Below are 19,242 nucleotides of genomic sequence, written 5' to 3'. Positions count from 1 at the left end.
GCGAAAATAAATTCGTCAAAAAAATAGTTATTATTTTATGTAATATGTTGATACTGGCAGGTTTAGTTACTATCAGTATCCGTAATGATATTCATGAAACACAGCTATACGTGCAAGAAAATTTGAATCAAATAAAAAATGCAATGAATACGTTAGCATTTCGAAATCAACGTTATGCCAGTACGGTAACAAAAGCTATTAACGACCTAAAAAACCAACAATTACAGGCTTTAGTTACAATACATTATTACCCAAAATTAAAAGAATTTGGCTTCAATCGGGGTATTTATCCCGATAATCTGCTTAATGGCACGTTACTTGGTCCTGGGAAGCCAAATAAGCACATTCAAAATGATACCCATATTTTTGCTCTGCTTGATGATCTATGGGCTGAGCAACAACATCATTCGATCACCTATAATTACTATTATATTTCTCATACATTGGAATATTTTTATCTATCATCAAAATCCAATGCTATTAATTTTAATGCCACAAGAGAATTTTTCTCGTCGCCAAAATATAAAGATCAGCGTTCTGAATCTCAACCTGTAACATCACTATATAATGGCTTTTATTATACGGCGCCTTACCTTGATTTTTTCTCTAACCGAATGGTTATTACGATTAAATCACCCGTTTATAATAAAGATCAGGTCGTCGGTGATATTGGGGTTGATATTCCAGTTAAATCATTACTATCGTCAATCACCTTACCTAATAAATTAAAATCTTCATTAAATTTATATCTTTATGATGTTAATAAGAAAAAGAGGATTGATATTTTTAAGGGATATAACCATACACTATTACCATCAATACAGGTCTACACCCGTTTAAGTAATAATATTCTGATACACGCGAATATCTCATCAACAATTTTTATTACTTTTGCTGTTCAAATTCTGACTTTCGGGTTACTTATTTTGATCGCACTTAATTATATGAATGCCACATTAAGAAAATACAAATCTCAAAAACAGTATTATCAATTAGAGGCATATACAGATCAATTAACGGGATTATTTAACCGTCGAATTCTTGATACTGTTATCAAAAAAACACTAGAAGAAAATAGAGCAATCGATAAACCAATTTCAGTGATTGTTTTTGATGCCAATGATTTTAAAACAATTAATGATACTTATGGACATGATATTGGTGACTTAGCACTGAAACATATTTCATCAACCATTGATGATATGACACGAGACAGTGATATTTGTATTCGACTCGGGGGTGATGAATTTTGTATTATTTTGCCCAATGCCGATTTAGAACAAGCATTATTAATGGCAGATCGCTTAGAATTAGCTATTTTTAGCGGCTATTTTTGTCATTATCATATAAAAGTAGCGATTTCTACTGGTTGTACGGTAATTAAGCCGAATGAAAATTTACATGATGCTTTAATTCGAGCTGATAAAACTTTGTATAAAAATAAAGAAAATAAAGCTGAAAATAGAAAAGCACTGCAACAGCAGCTAAATAATTATGTATTTAAATCTCCACCGTCTTTTCAAAAAAAAGAGTAACGCTCAATAAATAATTGAAACGTTACTCATCTTTTAGCCATTAAATCTGTAGGCACGAAACTGCATGTTGGTGAGTACCTACTAATACCGGTTTTTCTTTCGCACAATGGGCAACAGCTTTAGGGCAACGGGTACGGAAGACACAGCCTGATGGTGGGTTCATCGGTGATGGTAAATCCCCCTCTAACAACTCAATCTGCTTATTACGTTCTAACTCAGGATCGGGAATAGGTACAGCTGACATTAATGCTTTGGTATAAGGGTGCTGAGGATTAGCAAATAAAGCTTTACTGTCCCCCATTTCAACCGCATGGCCTAAATACATCACCAGCACTCTATCAGAAATATGTTTTACGACCGATAAATCGTGTGCGATAAAGATTAAGCTTAATCCCATCTCTTTTTGTAACGATTTAAGCAAATTCACCACTTGCGCTTGAATTGATACATCCAACGCAGAGACAGGTTCATCACAAATAATCATCTTGGGTTTTAAGATTAATGCACGTGCTATACCAATTCGTTGGCATTGTCCGCCAGAAAATTCATGAGGATAACGATTGATTACGTTCGGTAATAGTCCGACTTTGGTCATCATTGCTTGTACTTGTTGTTTGATTTCTTCAGCTGATAATTGGCTGTAAAATGCTTTTAATGGCTCGGCAATAATTTCGCCAACGGTCATACGCGGATTTAATGATGCTAATGGATCTTGAAAAATCATCTGAATCTGTTTGCGAGTTTCACGTCGAGCGCTGTGATTAAGCTTGGTCAGATCTTGTCCTAGCCATACCACTTGCCCTTCAGTCGCTTCGACCAAACCAATAATCGCGCGAGCAAATGTTGATTTACCACAACCTGATTCGCCAACAACACCTAACGTTTCACCTTCATAAACACTAACATTAATACCATCAACCGCTTTTAATTTGGTTGGTTGACTCCAAGGCCATGCTGATTTAGACGCAATACTAAAATGGACTTTAAGATTGGTAATATCCAATAATAATTTCTTTTCCGTCTTCATGACTGTGCTCCCATATCAGCAAAACAAGCACGTAATCTATCGTGTGCAAATGGCATTAATATTGGTGATTCTTGCTTACAACGCGGCAATACACGATGGCAACGTTCTTGATATGGACATCCAACAGGCAAGGATAATAAGTTAGGTGGGTTCCCCGGAATCGTTGGTAAATCGTCACCTTCGGTATCCAAACGAGGAATGGCGCGTAACAACCCTTCGGTATATGGATGGCTCGGACGATAAAAAATATCATTGATATCACCATATTCCATCGTCCGTCCGGCATACATCACTAACACTTTGTCACAGCTGCCAGCGACCACACCAAGATCATGGGTGATCATAATGATCGAGGTATTAAAATCAGATTTGAGATCGTTTAATAATGTCATAATCTGAGCTTGAACGGTTACATCAAGTGCTGTTGTCGGTTCATCAGCAATCAACAACTTAGGACGACATAATAACGCCATTGCAATCATAACCCGTTGACGCATACCACCAGAAAACTCATGGGGATACATAGTAATACGCTGACGCGCTTCTGGAATTTTAACTGCATCCAACATTCTTACGGATTCTTCAAACGCTTGAGATCTGCTCATGCCTTTATGCAGCATTAGTACTTCCATTAACTGTTCACTAACCTTCATATAAGGATTTAATGACGTCATTGGATCTTGGAAAATCATTGCTATTTGTTCTGCACGAATACGATTTAATTCTTTTTCGGATAAATTTAAAATCTCGCGACCTTCAAATTTAGCGCTGCCACTGATAATGCCGTTCTTGGCTAATAAACCCATGATTGCAAATACAGTTTGGCTTTTACCTGAACCTGATTCACCTACAATACCTAAGGTTTGACCTTGCTCTAATGAAAAATTAAGATCATTTACCGCAGTAACATTGCCATCTGGCGTGGTAAATTCTACTCGTAAATCTTTAATTTCTAACAAACTCATACTACTTCCTTGTTATCAACAATAAGCACCGTACATTCGCTTCGGTTATTATTTATTATCAAGTGAATGATATTGGCGATACCTACTTTATTAGCTTCATAGTACTGTTCAATCACCGCTGCTATGATTAATAAAATAGGTCGCTGCTTATTTTTATCTATCTTTAGGATCTAACGCGTCACGTAAACCATCACCAACATAGTTAAAACAGAACAAGGTGATCACCATAAATCCCGCGGGGAATAAGAGCTGCCAAATAGCGACTTCCATTGTTTGTGAGCCTTCATTTAATAATGCCCCCCAGCTGGTCATCGGTTCTTGCACTCCAAGTCCGAGGAAACTTAAGAACGATTCGGTCAAAATCATAGCGGGTACTAATAATGTTGAATAAACGGCGACAATACCGAGCACGTTTGGCACAATATGACGGGTTATAATTCTCCAGCGGCTAACACCACAAACATGTGCAGCCTCAATAAACTCTTTACCTCGTAATGACAACGTCTGACCACGTACAATACGCGCCATATCCAGCCAAGAAATGGCACCAATAGCGATAAAGATCAGCATGATGTTACGACCAAAAAAGGTCACTAATACAATCACAAAAAACATAAACGGAATCGAATACAATATTTCCAAAATACGCATCATGACCCGATCAGTTTTACCACCAATAAACCCTGATGCGGTACCATAAAGCGTACCAATAATCACCGCAACTAAAGCACCTAATAGTCCTACCATCAGTGAAATACGACCACCAACTAAAGTACGTGTATAAAGATCACGCCCCAGACTATCCGTTCCAAAAAAATGTCCTTCAGCCCCTAATGATGGCGCAGCATGCAACGCATACCAATCGGTATCATCAAACGCATATTGACTGACCATCGGACCAAAAATTACCGCCAGTGTAATTAAACCTAAAATCACTAATGAGACCATTGCTGCCTTGTTACGAAAGAAACGTGAGCGAGCATCTTGCCATAAGCTACGGCCTTCTATTTCAAGGTTTTCAGAAAATTTCTCAAGAGCCTCGACATTATCTTTTTTTGTTAAAATCATAATTATCAGCCTCTTAATAACGAATTTTAGGATCGATCATCGCTAACACGATATCAACAATGGCATTGAAGATAATCGTTAACGAACCAATCAAAATCGTAACCCCTAGCACTAATGAATAATCACGATTAAAAGCTGCATTAACAAACAACTTACCAATACCAGGCAAACCAAAAATCGTTTCAATCACAACCGAGCCTGTAATAATACCGACAAAGGCCGGCCCCATGTATGACACCACGGGCAACAATGCTGGACGTAATGCATGCTTTAAAATAATGTGGCGATAGCTCAATCCCTTCGCACGTGCAGTACGAATAAAATTACTGTTTAAGGTTTCAATCATACTGCCACGCGTAATACGCGCGAAGGTTGCTACATACAATAGCGCCATACCTAGCATTGGCAGAATAACGAACTTAAACGATCCATCTTGCCAGCCACCAGCAGGTAACCATTGTAAATTAATGGCAAAGATATAAATCAAAACAGGAGCGAGAATAAAGGAAGGCATCACTACCCCCGCCATTGCGGTGGACATAATGGTGTAATCAAGCCATGTATTCTGTTTTAACGCAGCCAGAGTACCAACAGATACCCCCATAACTAATGCAAAAATAAAAGCAAAAAAGCCTATTTTTGCTGATACAGGTAACGCTTTAGACACTAATTCGTTAACTGTAAAATCTTTATATTTGAATGATGGACCAAAGTCACCTTGAACAATATTGCCTAAATATGTCGTATATTGTTCAAATACAGGTTTATCTAGACCATATTTTGCTTCGATATTAGCAAGAACTTCCGGCGGTAAAGGGCGATCTGAAGTAAAGGGGTTACCGGGAGCGAAGCGCATTAAAAAAAATGAGATAGTGATCAATACCAACAGTGTCGGTATCGCTTCAAAAATCCTTTTAGCAATGAATTTAATCATATAAAGCTACCGTATTAGTTGTGCAAGCGAAGGCTGCCTTTATTATCAAAGGCAGCTAATTATTATGATGAAAAAATTATTTAGCGATGAAATACAGATCTTTAGAGTAGATATTATCTTCTGCATTCTTCATTGGATAACCGCCTAATTGTGGATTCACTAATCGCGCATTAACGTAGTGATAAATAGGCATAATTGGCATATCTTGCGCTAAACTTGCTTCTGCACGTTTATAATCTGCTGCACGCTCAGCCGCTGTTGGGGCAAGAATGGCATCATCAATCGCTTTGTCATAATCAACGCTAGCATATTTAGGGTAGTTCTGTGAGTGGCCTGTACGCATAATCGCTAAGAAGGTTGAGGCTTCATTATAATCGCCACACCAACCCGCACGAGAAACATCAAAGTTGCCTTGGCGTTTACTGTCTAAATAACTTTTCCACTCTTGGTTTTCAAGTTGTGCTTCAACACCCAATCCTTTTTTCCACATTGATGCAATCGCAACAGCAATCTTTTTATGGTTCTCAGAAGTGTTATATAACACTTTAAATGTCAGTGGATTATTCTGGTTATAGCCCGCAGCTGCTAATAATGCTTTGGCTTTTTCTAGGCGTTGCTTTTGATTTAATTTAGCGTAATCCGGCATCTCAACATCAAGGCCATTAGTTGCTAATGGCGTAAAGTTATATGCAGGTGTTTCTCCTTTACCCACGATAAATTTCGCCAATACATCACGGTCAATGGCGTACGATAACGCTTTACGTACATCACCATTGTCAAATGGTTTACGTGCAGTATTGAACTCATAATAATAAGAGCATAAATAAGGGGTTACTTTAACATCTTGCGGATAATCTTTGGTTAAACGCTTGAAATGCTCATTGGGCATTTCGTAAGTCATATCGACTTCACCAGCAAGGAAACGGTTCATTGCAGCAACTTGGTTTTCAATCGGTAAAAATGTAACTTGGTTAATTACCGTCTCTTTATTATTCCAATAATTATTATTACGGGTTAAGACAATACGCTCGTTTACAACCCACTGATCTAACTGATAAGCACCATTTGATACGTAGTTGCCCACTTTCGTCCACTGATCACCAAATTTTTCAACTGCCTTTTTATTAACAGGTTTCATTGAGGTATGCACAAGCATTGATGCAAAATAAGATAATGGCTTATCTAGCGTTACTTTTAAGGTATGAGCATCAACAGCTTCAACACCTAATGTTGTGGGTAATTTCTTACCTGCAATAATATCTGTCGCATTTGCCATGGTCGTCATATCAAGATACGACGCATAAGGTGATGCCGTTTTAGGATCAGCAAGACGACGCCATGTATAGACAAAATCATCAGCGGTTACGGGATCACCATTTGACCATTTAGCATCGTCGCGTAGATTAAAAATCCAAGTTTTGTTATCCGTTGTCTGCCATGATTTTGCGACACCAGCAACCAGATTACCATCGGCATCTTGATTAACTAACCCTTCAAGTAAATCACGAATAACATTTGATTCAGGAACACCTGATACTTTTTGTGGATCAAGAGATTCAGGTTCAGTGCCATTCGCACGAACTAACTCTTGTGTATCGGCCAATTTAACTTCAGTGGGAACTTGTGCTGCAAAAATTGAAAAAGAAGGAAGGGCAACAGCGAGGCCAGCACCAAGTAACAAAGCTTGGGTAATTTTATTCTTATACATGCATTAACTCCAATACATCAATTTATAACGTCCATGACATTTTCAGCCGGTCATATTGATTACTGACAAAATAGTTATTCTCAATCCTAGAGAACAACTATCAAACCGAAGAATTGTCTAAAACATTAACAGGAGTTATATTAATTTGCCACAAACAGACAAATAAAACACATTTCATACTACACATTTGGTTAACAACCACCAACATTAACTAGATCAATCTCACATTTATAGTTTATTACACCTATAATCATTAAGGTTAAAGCTATTAATATTAGTAAAAATGGCTCATTTGGCCTTTTTTAAGGTTATAATTTGTACATCAATTCAGAATCAGAATAAAAAACCACTGAAACCCAGCATTACCGAGCATAAAACAAACACTAGCATTACAAACTAAAGACAAAAAGAAGCATAAAAAAAGGCACTACCTAAGTAATGCCTTTCTATAATAATACCGCATAATATTTACTTATTTTGACTGTCTAGTTCAATCAGCTGCTTGTCTTGACTCACGGCTTGTTCTTTTTGTTCGAGTAATAACGGCTCTTCGTTATCGTGGTTATTATCATCCATGCCAATATCAGCCATCATCTGCTTGATTCTTTTACAAGGTATACGTTTATGCATTATTAACCTCTCCGCTGTTAAATGATGCTAGTAGACCGTTACTGCCTCTTCACTGCTTGGTCTTATACCAGCCAAAAACTCTTGCGCTTAATCTTCACCTTTTAAATATGGCACATAAATAACAACTTCACTGGCTAATTTACCTTATTGTTGCTTATTTATAACAAAAGGATCTTAAAAAGATAACAGATAGATTATTTTAGCAAACAACATCATAAGCTGGTAAGGATCCTATAATTTAGCCAATAAGCCCGCTACTATTTAGCCACTAAGAAATATATCCTGTACCAACGTCAATTTCTTAGTAATACCTCTGTCATTTCATACGGTGAGAATAAGAGTAAAATTATGAGACCTACAGGCTGCATTTCACGACCAAGTCCATCCCGTTTTCGCACGAGTTACGTTCCAACTACCACGGCAAATCGAGATAAGAATAAAAATAAAAAATAATCTTTTTCGTTAATATCTACCTATAAAAAAAGGAGCTAAAATTAGCTCCTTTTCTATATCAATCAAAATCTTATTCTGACCATCTATCAGCGGCAGAATTGTCAGTTTCTCGCGCATCTACCCAGCGACTTTCTAATGGTGTTTGCTCTTTTTTCCAAAACGGTGCTTTGGTTTTCAAGTAATCCATAATAAATTCGCAAGCTTCAAATGCAGCACCACGGTGAGCGCTTGTTACACCAACAAAGACAATTTGATCACCCAAATCAAGATCACCCACACGGTGAATCACACGTGTTTGTAATAATGGCCAACGGCTACGTGCTTGCACAATAATTTCTTGGAGGGCTTTTTCTGTCATACCAGGATAATGTTCTAAAGATAACCCAGTAACAGCATCGCCTTGGTTAAAGTCACGTACTTTACCAATAAACGTAACAACTGCCCCAGCTTCATTACCTTCAGCTAGTTTGGCGTACTCATCAGCAACAGAAAAATCATCGTGTTGTACTGAAATCATATTAACCCCCAGTAACGGGTGGAAAGAAAGCGACTTCATCACCATCTTTTATCGCAGTATCTAAGTGACAAATTGTTTGATTAACTGCAACCAATAATTTGCCTGATTCTAATGCTAACTGCCATTTGTCACCACGACTTAACAAGGCTTGACGTAAATCATCTGCTGTTGCAAATTCCGCAGCAACTTCAATCTTATCAACACCCACTAACTCTTTAATTTGAGCGAAAAACAATACATTAATCATGCTTCTGCCTTAAAGTGACCAGATTTACCGCCCGTTTTTTCAAGTAATCGTACTTGACTAATAACCATGTCTTTTTGAACCGCTTTACACATATCATAAATGGTTAATGCAGCAACAGATGCTGCCGTTAATGCTTCCATTTCGACACCCGTTTTACCTGCAAGCTTACAGCAAGATTCAATGCGAACTTTATTTTCAGCCGGTATCGCTTGCAACTGGACTTCAACTTTCGTCAGTAATAGCGGGTGACATAATGGAATTAAATCCCAGGTTTTTTTTGCCGCTTGAATACCGGCAATACGTGCTGTCGCAAACACATCACCCTTATGATGTTGGCCTGAAACAATCAATGCTAATGTTGCAGGAGCCATGTGTACAAAGGCTTCTGCACGCGCTTCTCGTACTGTTTCAGCTTTTGCCGAAACATCAACCATGTTAGCTTCACCTGAAGCATTAATATGGGTAAACTGATTCATTCTATATTCCCAATAAAAGCAATAACTTAAATGCAATTAAAATTCTTATTTCGATTGCTTATTTATTATTTATAATCATTCTTCGTACTATCTAGCCACCAATAGACGCCAAATTAGGTGTCATACCCGTCTTACCTTCATCAAGGAAGTGGCTCACCGCTTTTGTGTTTAAACTGGTTTGAATACGCTCAATAAGTTGTGGCTGCTGGCTATCGTCTGCCAACAAATCGCGTAATTCAACACCATCTTCACCAAAGAGACACAGGTGTAATTTACCTTTAGCTGAAATACGAAGACGATTACAGCTTTCACAAAAGTTCTTTTCATACGGCATGATAAGGCCAATTTCACCGATATAATCAGGGTGATAAAAAACTTGTGCAGGGCCATCATTATTATCTTTTACTTTTAGTAACCACCCATTAGCGATGAGATGATTACGAATACTCACACCAGAAACATGATGTTTACTAAAAAGACTGTCCATTTCACCGGTTTGCATTAACTCGATAAAACGTAATTGAATTGGGCGAGTTTTGATCCATTCTAAAAACTTTGGCAGTTCTTGAGAGTTAAGATCTTTGAGTAATACCGTATTGATTTTTACCTGTTCAAAACCAGCGTCAAAAGCTGCATCAATGCCTTCCATTACTTGATGAAACATATTTTCACCCGTAATTTGGTAGAACATTTTAGGATCTAAGCTATCAACGCTCACATTGATATGAGTTAATCCAGCTTTACGCCATTCATGAACATGTTTTGCCATGCGGTAGCCATTGGTGGTGGTTGCCACCTTTGTGATACCCGGCTGACTCGCGACAGTACGAATAATATCGGTAAAATCACGACGCAAACTCGGTTCACCACCCGTGATACGCACTTTAGTGGTACCACAGTCAGCAAAAGCCGCAGTCACTCGATGAATTTCGTCCAGCGTTAAAAAAGAAGGTTTCTTCTGATCCGTAGGCTGGTAGCCATCTGGCAAGCAATAGGTACATTTGAAGTTACATACATCTGTAACTGAGAGTCGTAAGTAATAAAATTTACGATTAAAACTATCTTCTAATTGTTTAGCCACGGAACACCTTTCCAAATGCGGGAGGCCAGTTCATTTCTAAACCAACCCTGGTGACATTATGTCACTGGCGTTAATCACTTATTGACTATTGATTATTTCCTTTATGGATCAATCAAACAGCACGTAGCAACTTAGTGAAAAAAGCTCGGAGTTATGGCAGTTGTGCCCATCAGTCGTTGATTAACTATTAATGTCACACAACGGCATTTCTTATTTAAAAGTATCAGAGTTTTTCGAAAATTGACAAATAACTGAAAAAAACAGGCTGACATTCTACCTTTCGAGCAGAAACACGACAATACTAGTTAGGTATTTAACGCTAAAATCATGTCAATTGTGGAGGATTTATGTTCAATATAATGGAATCAGCAACACTGGATGATATTGCACTTTATCTGCAACGAGAAGAAAGCCTTGATTCAGATTCTGCTCGTGCAGCAGCCCAGCAAGTATTAGGTAATTTTATTGAAATGCGCAATAAAGGTCTAATAAAAGGATGGTACTTTGATGAATTTGGCCATTTAGAGTTGCTACCGACCGACAGTGTTCAATCATGGATCGATCAAACAAAATAAACCGCCACAGGCACAATGGTTTTTATTTTGCTTACCAATAAAACCCAATATTAATAAGTGGTATTTTAACATAAACACCTGATGGTTATTTTTGCTTAACAATCAATCACTTTAGTTGTCGACGTGTGTTTTTATAACTTCGGCACCAGACTTGCTTGCCTATAAAAAAAGACATCTCATCAATGGTGTAATCATGGCAACGCTACATATACCGCTCTTATTTCAAAAACGTCATATCCTGCCGACAGGACGGATGCAGCTTTATTTATCGACCATTACTGATGCAACAACACTAAAAATTATATTATCATCAAAAACAGGCATTGGTATCTGCATGTTTAGCGATAAAAAAAACCAACAACGCTTATGCCATATAGGCACACGAGTCACGGTTGAAGACTTTAACCATGAACCTAACAAACAACGGATTAAATTAAACATCTATGGCGAAGATCTGTTTAAAATAGCAAAAATAGAGCAAGGTGAAAATAATGTCATATGGGGGAATTGTCAGCAATTACCACTCTGGCCCCAACGTGAACTCACCCTAGAACAACAATTGTTATCGACTCGATTACAGTTAATGTTTAATAAACATCCCGATTTACACAAATTACATCATCAGCAAGAATTCCATAATCTAAGCTGGTTGTGTCAACGTTGGCTTGAAATCCTACCCGTACCGACACAAGAAAAGCAGACCCTACTCAACCGCCCTGATTGTCTTTATGCTTGCGACTACCTCATGAGCATGATCCAAACCCACCATTAATTTTTAAATAATATGATCCATATCGAAATCAGCATTAACCAATAAATGCACGAACGCATATCCTTTGTTAAAATATACTCATAATATAATAATTAGAACGAACATTATGTCTACAGAGAGTACAGCAGTAACACGTATTGTTGCCATTGGCGGCGGTCACGGACTAGGTCGAGTATTATCATCATTATCTGATTATGGCTCACAGGTTACAGGCGTCGTCACTACAACAGATAACGGGGGCTCTACAGGTCGTATCCGTGCCTGCCAAGGTGGTATTGCATGGGGCGATATGCGTAATTGTATTAATCAATTAATTACTGAGCCGTCTATTGGTTCTATGATTTTTGAATACCGCTTCCGTGGTAATGGCGAACTTAATGGGCATAATTTAGGTAACTTAATGCTAACTGCATTAGATAACCTTTGTATTCGTCCTCTTGATGCGATTAATTTAATTCGCGATATGCTCAAAGTTAAGCCTTTCATCATTCCAATGTCTGAACACCCTTCTGATTTAGCAGCTATTACCCATGACGGTCAAATCATTAATGGTGAAACCAGTGTTGATGAATTAGCTGAAATTCCCAAACGCCTCTACTTAGAACCCGCAGTACCTGCAACAAAAGAAGCCGTAAATGCCATTATGGAAGCAGATATTATTCTATTAGGACCCGGCAGCTTTCTAACAAGTATTATGCCCGTATTACTACTGCGGGATATCGAACAGGCTCTAAAAATCAGCACGGCTAAAATTGCTTTTATTACTAATATAGATAAAGAAAAAGGCCCAGCTGGAGAGATGAGCCTTAAAACGATGCTACATTGGTGTGAACGCGCAATGGCAGGAAGAAAGATTGATACCATCATCACAGATGTACATCAACCACTACTCAATCCTAAGTATCAGCAGATGGTACTGGATTTAGCGTCAAATAATCATGAATGGCGTCATGATCGTAACAAATTAAAACATGCGGTTGATAGACTCATTGCTTCCCGCTAGTTGTTTATATTCAATTGCCATTCCTGCGACCATTTGCCTAAATTGAGGTAAATGGTCAATCATCCAATCATCTTGACCTTGCCTAACACGGTATTCACATTCTTGTGCCATTAATGCTAAATCATCAGCACCAAAACTTGCGGCACTGCTTTTAATCGCATGGCTAATATCACCAATTTGATTTATTGAAGGTTGGCTTGACAGCTTTTGACAGTACTGTTCAAGCTCATCACTAAAAACATTAAGCAAGATTGCGACCGTGTCTGCCCCGACTTCATCTGCTAATTTTTTTAATGTTTCTGCATTTATATTAATTGCCATTAATCAATCTCCCGACTACCCGCCGTCTCTTGCCAAGTTTGTAATTTACGATAAATTGTTGATGGACTCACTTCTAATAACCCTGCAGCACGAGGAATATTTCCATCACAAGCATCAATAGCCCATTGAATAGCACGTTTTTCTACTATCCATAGAGGTTCAATTTTATCTTTTTGTATTTCGTCAACAAATGATGTATTTATCGTTGGTGTCAATGTCGTATTTAGTTGTGGATAGACTGATACGGGAGATGCAATTTCCGCACCAAAAATAGCATTAATCGGTGGTGGCACCATTTCTTTCGTTACTTCTTCAGCGGTATTTAGCACAACAATATTACGAATAATATTTTGTAGTTCACGCACATTTCCCGGCCAAGAATAAGATTCAAATAACTGCAATACTTCTTTAGAAAAACAGCTAAAATTCTTACCTTCTTCTAATGACATTAATCCTAATAATGCATGAGCAATTTCAATAACATCATCACCACGATCACGTAATGGTGGTAAGGTGATCGGAATCACATGGAGTCGATAATAAAGGTCTTCTCGAAAACGACCTTCTTGCACCTCTTGCCATGGATTTCTATTGGTCGCGCACACAAAACGAACATCAACATGGCATGTTTTAGATGAACCGACTTTTTGATAAGTGCCGGTTTGGATAAAACGCAATAATTTGCTTTGTAAATCCAAATCCATCTCACAAAGCTCATCTAACATTAAGGTGCCATTATGTGCTATCTCAACAGCTCCTTGACGTTCAGTTGATGCCCCCGTAAAAGCACCTTTTACATGACCAAATAATTCACTTTCAATCAGTTCTTTAGGAATTGCGGCACAGTTTAAAGCAATAAACGGTTTATCATGACGTGGGCTTGCTGCATGGATAGCTTCAGCACAGACTTCTTTTCCCGTTCCACTTTCACCGGTTATAAATACTGTTGCTTTACTTGATGCCGCAGATTCAATAACGCGATAAACAGCTTGCATAGGTAAGCTATTACCAATGAAGCCTTGATATTGTGCGCCATCAGATTGTTTTGAGGGGGTATTAGATAATGATTTAGTATTACCTTTAAATACATTATTGACCGTTATTCGTAACCGATCTGCCTCACAAGGCTTAATTAGAAAATCTTGAGCCCCCTGTCGAATCGCATCAACAGCAATATCGATAGAGCCATGAGCTGTCATAATAACAACAGGAATATTACCGTGATCTTGTCGAACTAACTGTAAGACTTCCATGCCAGTCATATCAGGTAAGCGAAGATCTAATAAGATTAAATCTGGAATAACACCTTTGATAAACTGCAATGCTTCTTCACCGGTACCCACAATACTTACATTGAGTCCGAGAGGATTTAAGTAAGATTTATATAAGGCAGCCACTGACGCGGTATCTTCAACCATTAATACTTGGCGTTGTCGTGTAATGCTTTCCATCGCTCCTCCAAAAACGAACTCCTTAATCTAATTGTAATCAATACAATTGAAAGTGGGATCCTAATTTACTTTTTTTATATTATGCCAGATTCAATTGCAGAATGGTTTGCATTTTGCGAATACCATTCGTTTTATGCGCATCAATAATGAAAAATAAAGACACTCAATCACTAGAAACAGACAAAAAAAGCCGATAGATGCTATAAAAAAAAGTTGGCATGGGGTATGCAACTATAACAATGACTCTTATCTTAGGGGTCAACCTAGCCAACTGACGTTGTTGTGGATTCTTTCACTTAACAATGAAGCCAACCGAACCTTTTTCTCGGCTGGCTTTTTTTTTATCTGCATATTTCAATAAATATACACTATTAGCTACAAGCAATTAACTGTTAGCAATAAATTGCTGCCTTAATTGATGAATTTTATCCCGCGTTTCAGCAGCTTGCTCAAACTCTAAGTTTTGTGCAAAATCATACATTTGTTTTTCTAAACGCTGAATTTCAAGCTCTAATTGTTGCGGTGTTAATACCGAATAAGTCCCTTTTGATTCCGCCACTTTATGTAGCTCAGCGGCTTTATTTCGAGATTTAGTTCTTCCACTCGGCGCACCCAGTTCTAATAAATCACCAATTTTCTTATTCAATTTTTGAGGAATAATATTGTGCTCAAGGTTATATATAATTTGTTTTTCACGGCGACGTTGGGTTTCATTAATAGCCCGTTCCATAGAACCAGTAATACGATCACCATATAAAATAGCCTTACCTTCAATATTACGTGCAGCTCGTCCCATGGTTTGAATCAAGGATCGTTCTGAACGTAAAAAACCCTCTTTATCCGCATCTAAAATAGCCACCAATGAGACTTCAGGAATATCGAGTCCTTCTCGAAGTAAGTTAATCCCAACTAACACATCAAATTTACCTAACCGTAAATCACGAATAATTTCAACCCGTTCAACCGTATCGATATCAGAGTGAAGATAACGTACTTTAACACCATGTTCAGTTAGATATTCAGTAAGATCTTCTGACATTCGCTTAGTTAACGTCGTTACTAACACTCGCTCTTGTTTAGCAGATCTTATGTGGATTTCAGAAAGTAAATCATCAACTTGTGTTGCTACAGGTCGAACTTCTATTTCAGGATCAAGCAAACCTGTAGGACGTACCACTTGCTCAGCAATATCACCTGCTGATTTTTCAATTTCATAAGTACCTGGTGTCGCTGAAACGTAAATTGTCTGAGGTGCTAGAGATTCAAACTCTTCAAACTTCATTGGACGATTGTCTAGCGCTGACGGTAATCGAAAACCATATTCCACCAGATTTTCTTTACGAGAGCGATCGCCACGGAACATAGCCCCTATTTGAGACACAGTAACGTGTGATTCATCAATAATTAATAAACCATCGGCAGGAAGATAATCAAATAATGTTGGTGGCGGCTCACCCTCAGCACGACCACTGAGATAACGTGAATAGTTTTCGATACCAGAACAAAAACCAAGCTCGTTCATCATTTCGATATCAAATTGCGTTCGCTGTGAAATACGCTGTTCTTCAACCAATTTATTATTATCTAACAATTGTTGCTTACGCTGGGTTAACTCTAATTTAATCCCTTCGATGGCTTCAAGAATTTTCTCTCTGGGTGTCACGTAGTGTGTTTTAGGATAAATCGTCGTACGGGCTAAATTACGTTGAATAATAGCGCCAGTTAAGGGATCAAATGATGAAATAACTTCAACTTCATCATCAAATAATTCTAATCGAATCGCTTCTTTTTCTGATTCGGCTGGGAAAATATCAATCACTTCCCCTCGAACTCGAAACGTACCTCGCTCAAAGACAGCATCATTACGTTTATATTGCAGTTCAGCTAAGCGACGAAGAATGTCACGTTGATTGAGTACATCACCACGACGTACATGTAACATCATTTTTAAATAAGATTCCGGATCACCCAAACCATAAATAGCCGATACTGATGCGATAATAATAACGTCGCGCCGTTCCATTAATGCTTTGGTTGCTGACAACCGCATTTGTTCAATATGGGCATTAACGGAGGCGTCTTTTTCAATAAATGTATCCGTGGTAGGTACATAAGCCTCAGGCTGGTAATAATCGTAGTAAGAAACAAAATACTCTACGGCATTATCAGGAAAAAAATCTCTCATCTCACCATATAACTGAGCTGCTAAGGTTTTATTGGGGGCCATAATAAGCGTGGGACGATTAGCTTGAGCAATCACATTGGCTATCGTAAAAGTTTTACCCGAGCCTGTAACCCCAAGTAGCGTTTGCTGTGCAAGACCAGAATCAAGCCCATCCATCAATTGTGCAATGGCCGTGGGTTGATCGCCCGCTGGTGAATAATCAGATACAAGACTGAACAGCTTACTCATTACATCTACCCGTAATAACAATACTGAGTATCATTGTGAGCACCTACCCAATAATGTCAATACTGGTGTAGTGAAGTTCAATAATTGTGGTGGTAGCAGGAAAAGGATAAAAATAGCTTCAGTAATAAAACATTACTTATTAAAATTTGAACACCAAACCCAATTTTAACAGCAAAAGCCGCAACCTAGTTATTAACATGGTTGTTAACGCTAGGCCCCCTTTGGACTTTACGTTTTATTACTGAAGCAAATCAACGAATGTTGAATTAAAAATAAAACAGATATTTACACATATAATCATTTTTGGATTAAGTATCTCACCTCTTTCTAGTTTTTACGTAGAAAGATAGAAAACAATAATGAATATGGAAATACTTAATACCTCAAAATAATAAGTAAAAAAACAAGAACAATAAATACCTACTAATGAATATATCGCCTCATATAAATAACCACAATTAATGAATGGTGATGTAATTTATCAAGCGAGCATATGCACAATGTTAATAAACAATAAAAACGTTAAATATCAATAAAGTAAATAAATATCAGCTAAATTATAATTATAATTAAAATCAGCAACTATAATATATGAAGAAATTATTCATCAAATTTTATGTCTTTTTACTCTAGACGACTCTTTAATTATATTATCTTATTTATACCCTATGGCTATCGTTGAAATTACCGTTAATAAACGCTTTATTTTCCATCAATTCTATAACCATACTATAAACGGAGTGATCACTAACCATTCAAGCTTAAATACTCTCCACCGCTTTTCCAAACATGCTTGCTTTCAATATCATCACACTATTTTTTATATTTCTTCATTATTTATAATATTTACATCTCTATTTCTTTCTCGTTATTCCTTATCATCATTATTATAACAATAGAGCCCCTCATTACATTTCTTATCAACATCAATCAAAATAACCCCCTAACATCAACATAGTTATCCACAGAAATTGTGGACAACCACCAAAAAGCCAAGTGGTTAGGCACTTCTTAAAAATCAAGTCTTTTTTTTATCCCATAAAAAAAGCTAACCTAAATGGCTAGCTCCTTATTAATGTATTAACTATAACAACAATAATATTAGTAATTAAGATCCATCAAAAACTGTACGTCATCACCGGGTTGATAATAAACAGGCTCATTACCGTAGCTAAAGAATTTTAGCGGCTTCCCGTTAGCTGCATGATAACTAATCTTATTATCTGTAACTGCTAACCAGGTACCTTCAGGAATACCAATAACAGGTTCATGTTTATTGATTTCAAGGAACTCTTGAATACGCTCATCACGCGTCTCACCCATATGACCTTCAACAGAGGCTTCTAAGTAATGCGGATTAATTTGGAAAGGCACGAAATTTAATGAAGATAGAATTGCACCAGTTACTATCGGCATATCGTTAGTTGTACGAATAGTTGGGCAACCGATGTTAGTCCCAGCACTCCAACCAATATAAGCCGTTCCTTTTTTTAGTACTGCTTTACGAATTGGACCAACTAAACCTAAATCATGTAAGGTTTTATTAAGTACCCAAGTATTACCACCACTAACAATAATACCATCAGCTTGTTCGATAGCCGTAACAGGATCTTCAGCACGGTGTAAGCCTGTTGCAACACAATCCAAACCCAGTTTATCAAATGTCGCTTGAACTAATGCTACACGATCATCATGACTTGAACGAATAACAGCGTATGGGATCACGACAAAATGCTTCGCTCCAGTACGCTTTACCTGCTCAACAATTGCATCAGCAGCAAATTCCATTACATGCGTGTTACCAGCAATTTTACCATTACTGAGTAATAAAATATCCATTGTTCCATCCTATCGCTTATGTTTATTCGTTATACGTGTAATCACGAACATTATTTATATTAAACTCAGTTATATCAAACGCAGAATTCGCTAATTTTACAACCGCTACAATCACAATTTACAAAAACACTCAGAAAAAACAGCTAAATTTTCATAACAGTTAGCAACATGTTCACTATTTAAAAACACCACCAGCACAATTAAAATTCAAAAACAACGTATTTTAT

The 19,242-nt window shown here is 37.5% G+C and carries 18 protein-coding genes and 1 riboswitch; of the genes, 4 read left to right on the top strand and 14 right to left on the bottom strand.

From position 1 onward, the window contains the following. Window positions 1-44 precede the first annotated feature (44 nt). Window positions 45-1,535 (top strand): sensor domain-containing diguanylate cyclase, encoded by a 1,491-nt coding sequence (locus tag C9I86_RS11465; protein WP_158258941.1) that lies wholly within the window; start codon window positions 45-47, stop codon window positions 1,533-1,535. Between the two features lie 40 nt (window positions 1,536-1,575). Here C9I86_RS11465 and oppF read toward each other — a convergent pair whose 3' ends face one another. The 10 genes from oppF to moaA all read right to left on the bottom strand — a co-directional run bounded on the left by oppF (window position 1,576) and on the right by moaA (window position 10,641). After that, window positions 1,576-2,562, bottom strand: coding sequence for a murein tripeptide/oligopeptide ABC transporter ATP binding protein OppF (oppF, locus tag C9I86_RS11460; protein ID WP_107276392.1), 987 nt, complete (start codon window positions 2,560-2,562; stop codon window positions 1,576-1,578). After that, a complete protein-coding gene (locus C9I86_RS11455) occupies window positions 2,559-3,527 on the bottom strand; it encodes an ABC transporter ATP-binding protein (RefSeq protein WP_107276391.1) in 969 nt (322 codons plus the stop codon). Before C9I86_RS11455 ends, oppF begins: the two co-directional genes overlap by 4 nt. A 153-nt stretch (window positions 3,528-3,680) precedes the next feature. Next, entirely contained in the window at window positions 3,681-4,592 is a 912-nt protein-coding gene (gene oppC / locus C9I86_RS11450; RefSeq protein WP_107276398.1) for an oligopeptide ABC transporter permease OppC, read from the bottom strand. A gap of 16 nt (window positions 4,593-4,608) precedes the next feature. Further along, window positions 4,609-5,529 (bottom strand): oligopeptide ABC transporter permease OppB, encoded by a 921-nt coding sequence (gene oppB / locus C9I86_RS11445; protein WP_080157911.1) that lies wholly within the window; start codon window positions 5,527-5,529, stop codon window positions 4,609-4,611. Between the two features lie 76 nt (window positions 5,530-5,605). Then, window positions 5,606-7,237: an ABC transporter substrate-binding protein gene (locus C9I86_RS11440; protein ID WP_107276390.1), complete on the bottom strand. Its 1,632-nt coding sequence runs from the start codon at window positions 7,235-7,237 to the stop codon at window positions 5,606-5,608. Between the two features lie 468 nt (window positions 7,238-7,705). Then, a complete protein-coding gene (locus C9I86_RS20200; protein WP_162841603.1) occupies window positions 7,706-7,867 on the bottom strand; it encodes a hypothetical protein in 162 nt (53 codons plus the stop codon). 523 nt (window positions 7,868-8,390) lie between these two features. Further along, window positions 8,391-8,837, bottom strand: coding sequence for a molybdopterin synthase catalytic subunit MoaE (moaE, locus tag C9I86_RS11435; RefSeq protein WP_080157913.1), 447 nt, complete (start codon window positions 8,835-8,837; stop codon window positions 8,391-8,393). Window position 8,838: 1 nt separating this feature from the next. After that, window positions 8,839-9,084, bottom strand: coding sequence for a molybdopterin synthase sulfur carrier subunit (gene moaD / locus C9I86_RS11430; protein ID WP_080157914.1), 246 nt, complete (start codon window positions 9,082-9,084; stop codon window positions 8,839-8,841). Then, window positions 9,081-9,560: a cyclic pyranopterin monophosphate synthase MoaC gene (gene moaC, locus C9I86_RS11425; RefSeq protein WP_045027816.1), complete on the bottom strand. Its 480-nt coding sequence runs from the start codon at window positions 9,558-9,560 to the stop codon at window positions 9,081-9,083. The genes moaD and moaC overlap by 4 nt, the downstream gene beginning before the upstream one ends. A 91-nt stretch (window positions 9,561-9,651) precedes the next feature. Beyond that, on the bottom strand, window positions 9,652-10,641 hold the full coding sequence (gene moaA, locus C9I86_RS11420) for a GTP 3',8-cyclase MoaA (protein ID WP_107276389.1): 990 nt from the start codon (window positions 10,639-10,641) through the stop codon (window positions 9,652-9,654). Next, window positions 10,630-10,804: riboswitch (molybdenum cofactor riboswitch) on the bottom strand. (Overlaps the previous gene by 12 nt.) A 184-nt stretch (window positions 10,805-10,988) precedes the next feature. On the opposite strand from moaA, the gene C9I86_RS11415 reads away from it, so the two are divergent. The 3 genes from C9I86_RS11415 to yvcK all read left to right on the top strand — a co-directional run bounded on the left by C9I86_RS11415 (window position 10,989) and on the right by yvcK (window position 12,991). After that, window positions 10,989-11,216: a hypothetical protein gene (locus C9I86_RS11415; RefSeq protein WP_080157916.1), complete on the top strand. Its 228-nt coding sequence runs from the start codon at window positions 10,989-10,991 to the stop codon at window positions 11,214-11,216. A 193-nt stretch (window positions 11,217-11,409) separates the two neighbouring features. Then, the gene (locus C9I86_RS11410; protein WP_107276388.1) at window positions 11,410-11,988 is read left to right on the top strand and encodes an LON peptidase substrate-binding domain-containing protein; all 579 of its coding nucleotides are present in this window, start codon (window positions 11,410-11,412) and stop codon (window positions 11,986-11,988) included. A gap of 106 nt (window positions 11,989-12,094) precedes the next feature. Continuing rightward, complete coding sequence (gene yvcK, locus C9I86_RS11405) at window positions 12,095-12,991, top strand: uridine diphosphate-N-acetylglucosamine-binding protein YvcK (RefSeq protein ID WP_080157918.1); 897 nt, start codon at window positions 12,095-12,097, stop codon at window positions 12,989-12,991. Here the strand turns inward: yvcK and C9I86_RS11400 are convergent. From C9I86_RS11400 to pepE, 4 genes are all read right to left on the bottom strand, one after another. Further along, on the bottom strand, window positions 12,953-13,312 hold the full coding sequence (locus C9I86_RS11400) for an Hpt domain-containing protein (RefSeq protein ID WP_080157919.1): 360 nt from the start codon (window positions 13,310-13,312) through the stop codon (window positions 12,953-12,955). The genes yvcK and C9I86_RS11400 overlap by 39 nt on opposite strands. Next, window positions 13,312-14,763: a quorum-sensing sigma-54 dependent transcriptional regulator LuxO gene (luxO, locus tag C9I86_RS11395; protein WP_107276387.1), complete on the bottom strand. Its 1,452-nt coding sequence runs from the start codon at window positions 14,761-14,763 to the stop codon at window positions 13,312-13,314. Before luxO ends, C9I86_RS11400 begins: the two co-directional genes overlap by 1 nt. Window positions 14,764-15,148: 385 nt before the next feature. Next, the gene (uvrB, locus tag C9I86_RS11390) at window positions 15,149-17,176 is read right to left on the bottom strand and encodes an excinuclease ABC subunit UvrB (RefSeq protein WP_107276386.1); all 2,028 of its coding nucleotides are present in this window, start codon (window positions 17,174-17,176) and stop codon (window positions 15,149-15,151) included. A 1,101-nt stretch (window positions 17,177-18,277) separates the two neighbouring features. After that, window positions 18,278-19,015, bottom strand: a complete 738-nt coding sequence (pepE, locus tag C9I86_RS11385) for a dipeptidase PepE (protein WP_080157922.1) — start codon at window positions 19,013-19,015, stop codon at window positions 18,278-18,280. Window positions 19,016-19,242: the final 227 nt, after the last annotated feature.

The organism is Photobacterium sp. NCIMB 13483 (assembly GCF_003025475.1).
Lineage (GTDB): Bacteria > Pseudomonadota > Gammaproteobacteria > Enterobacterales > Vibrionaceae > Photobacterium > Photobacterium piscicola.
The sequence above is the reverse complement of the archived record's forward strand: the minus strand, read 5'-3'. Positions and strand labels throughout refer to the sequence as shown.

Coding starts and splice junctions, on each gene's coding strand:
- C9I86_RS11465 (WP_158258941.1), top strand. CDS start 45: ATGTTGATACTGGCAGGTTTAGTTACTATCAGTATCCGTAATGATATT.
- oppF (WP_107276392.1), bottom strand. CDS start 2,562: ATGAAGACGGAAAAGAAATTATTATTGGATATTACCAATCTTAAAGTC.
- C9I86_RS11455 (WP_107276391.1), bottom strand. CDS start 3,527: ATGAGTTTGTTAGAAATTAAAGATTTACGAGTAGAATTTACCACGCCA.
- oppB (WP_080157911.1), bottom strand. CDS start 5,529: ATGATTAAATTCATTGCTAAAAGGATTTTTGAAGCGATACCGACACTG.
- C9I86_RS11440 (WP_107276390.1), bottom strand. CDS start 7,237: ATGTATAAGAATAAAATTACCCAAGCTTTGTTACTTGGTGCTGGCCTC.
- C9I86_RS20200 (WP_162841603.1), bottom strand. CDS start 7,867: ATGCATAAACGTATACCTTGTAAAAGAATCAAGCAGATGATGGCTGAT.
- moaE (WP_080157913.1), bottom strand. CDS start 8,837: ATGATTTCAGTACAACACGATGATTTTTCTGTTGCTGATGAGTACGCC.
- moaD (WP_080157914.1), bottom strand. CDS start 9,084: ATGATTAATGTATTGTTTTTCGCTCAAATTAAAGAGTTAGTGGGTGTT.
- moaC (WP_045027816.1), bottom strand. CDS start 9,560: ATGAATCAGTTTACCCATATTAATGCTTCAGGTGAAGCTAACATGGTT.
- C9I86_RS11415 (WP_080157916.1), top strand. CDS start 10,989: ATGTTCAATATAATGGAATCAGCAACACTGGATGATATTGCACTTTAT.
- C9I86_RS11410 (WP_107276388.1), top strand. CDS start 11,410: ATGGCAACGCTACATATACCGCTCTTATTTCAAAAACGTCATATCCTG.
- yvcK (WP_080157918.1), top strand. CDS start 12,095: ATGTCTACAGAGAGTACAGCAGTAACACGTATTGTTGCCATTGGCGGC.
- C9I86_RS11400 (WP_080157919.1), bottom strand. CDS start 13,312: ATGGCAATTAATATAAATGCAGAAACATTAAAAAAATTAGCAGATGAA.
- luxO (WP_107276387.1), bottom strand. CDS start 14,763: ATGGAAAGCATTACACGACAACGCCAAGTATTAATGGTTGAAGATACC.
- uvrB (WP_107276386.1), bottom strand. CDS start 17,176: ATGAGTAAGCTGTTCAGTCTTGTATCTGATTATTCACCAGCGGGCGAT.
- pepE (WP_080157922.1), bottom strand. CDS start 19,015: ATGGATATTTTATTACTCAGTAATGGTAAAATTGCTGGTAACACGCAT.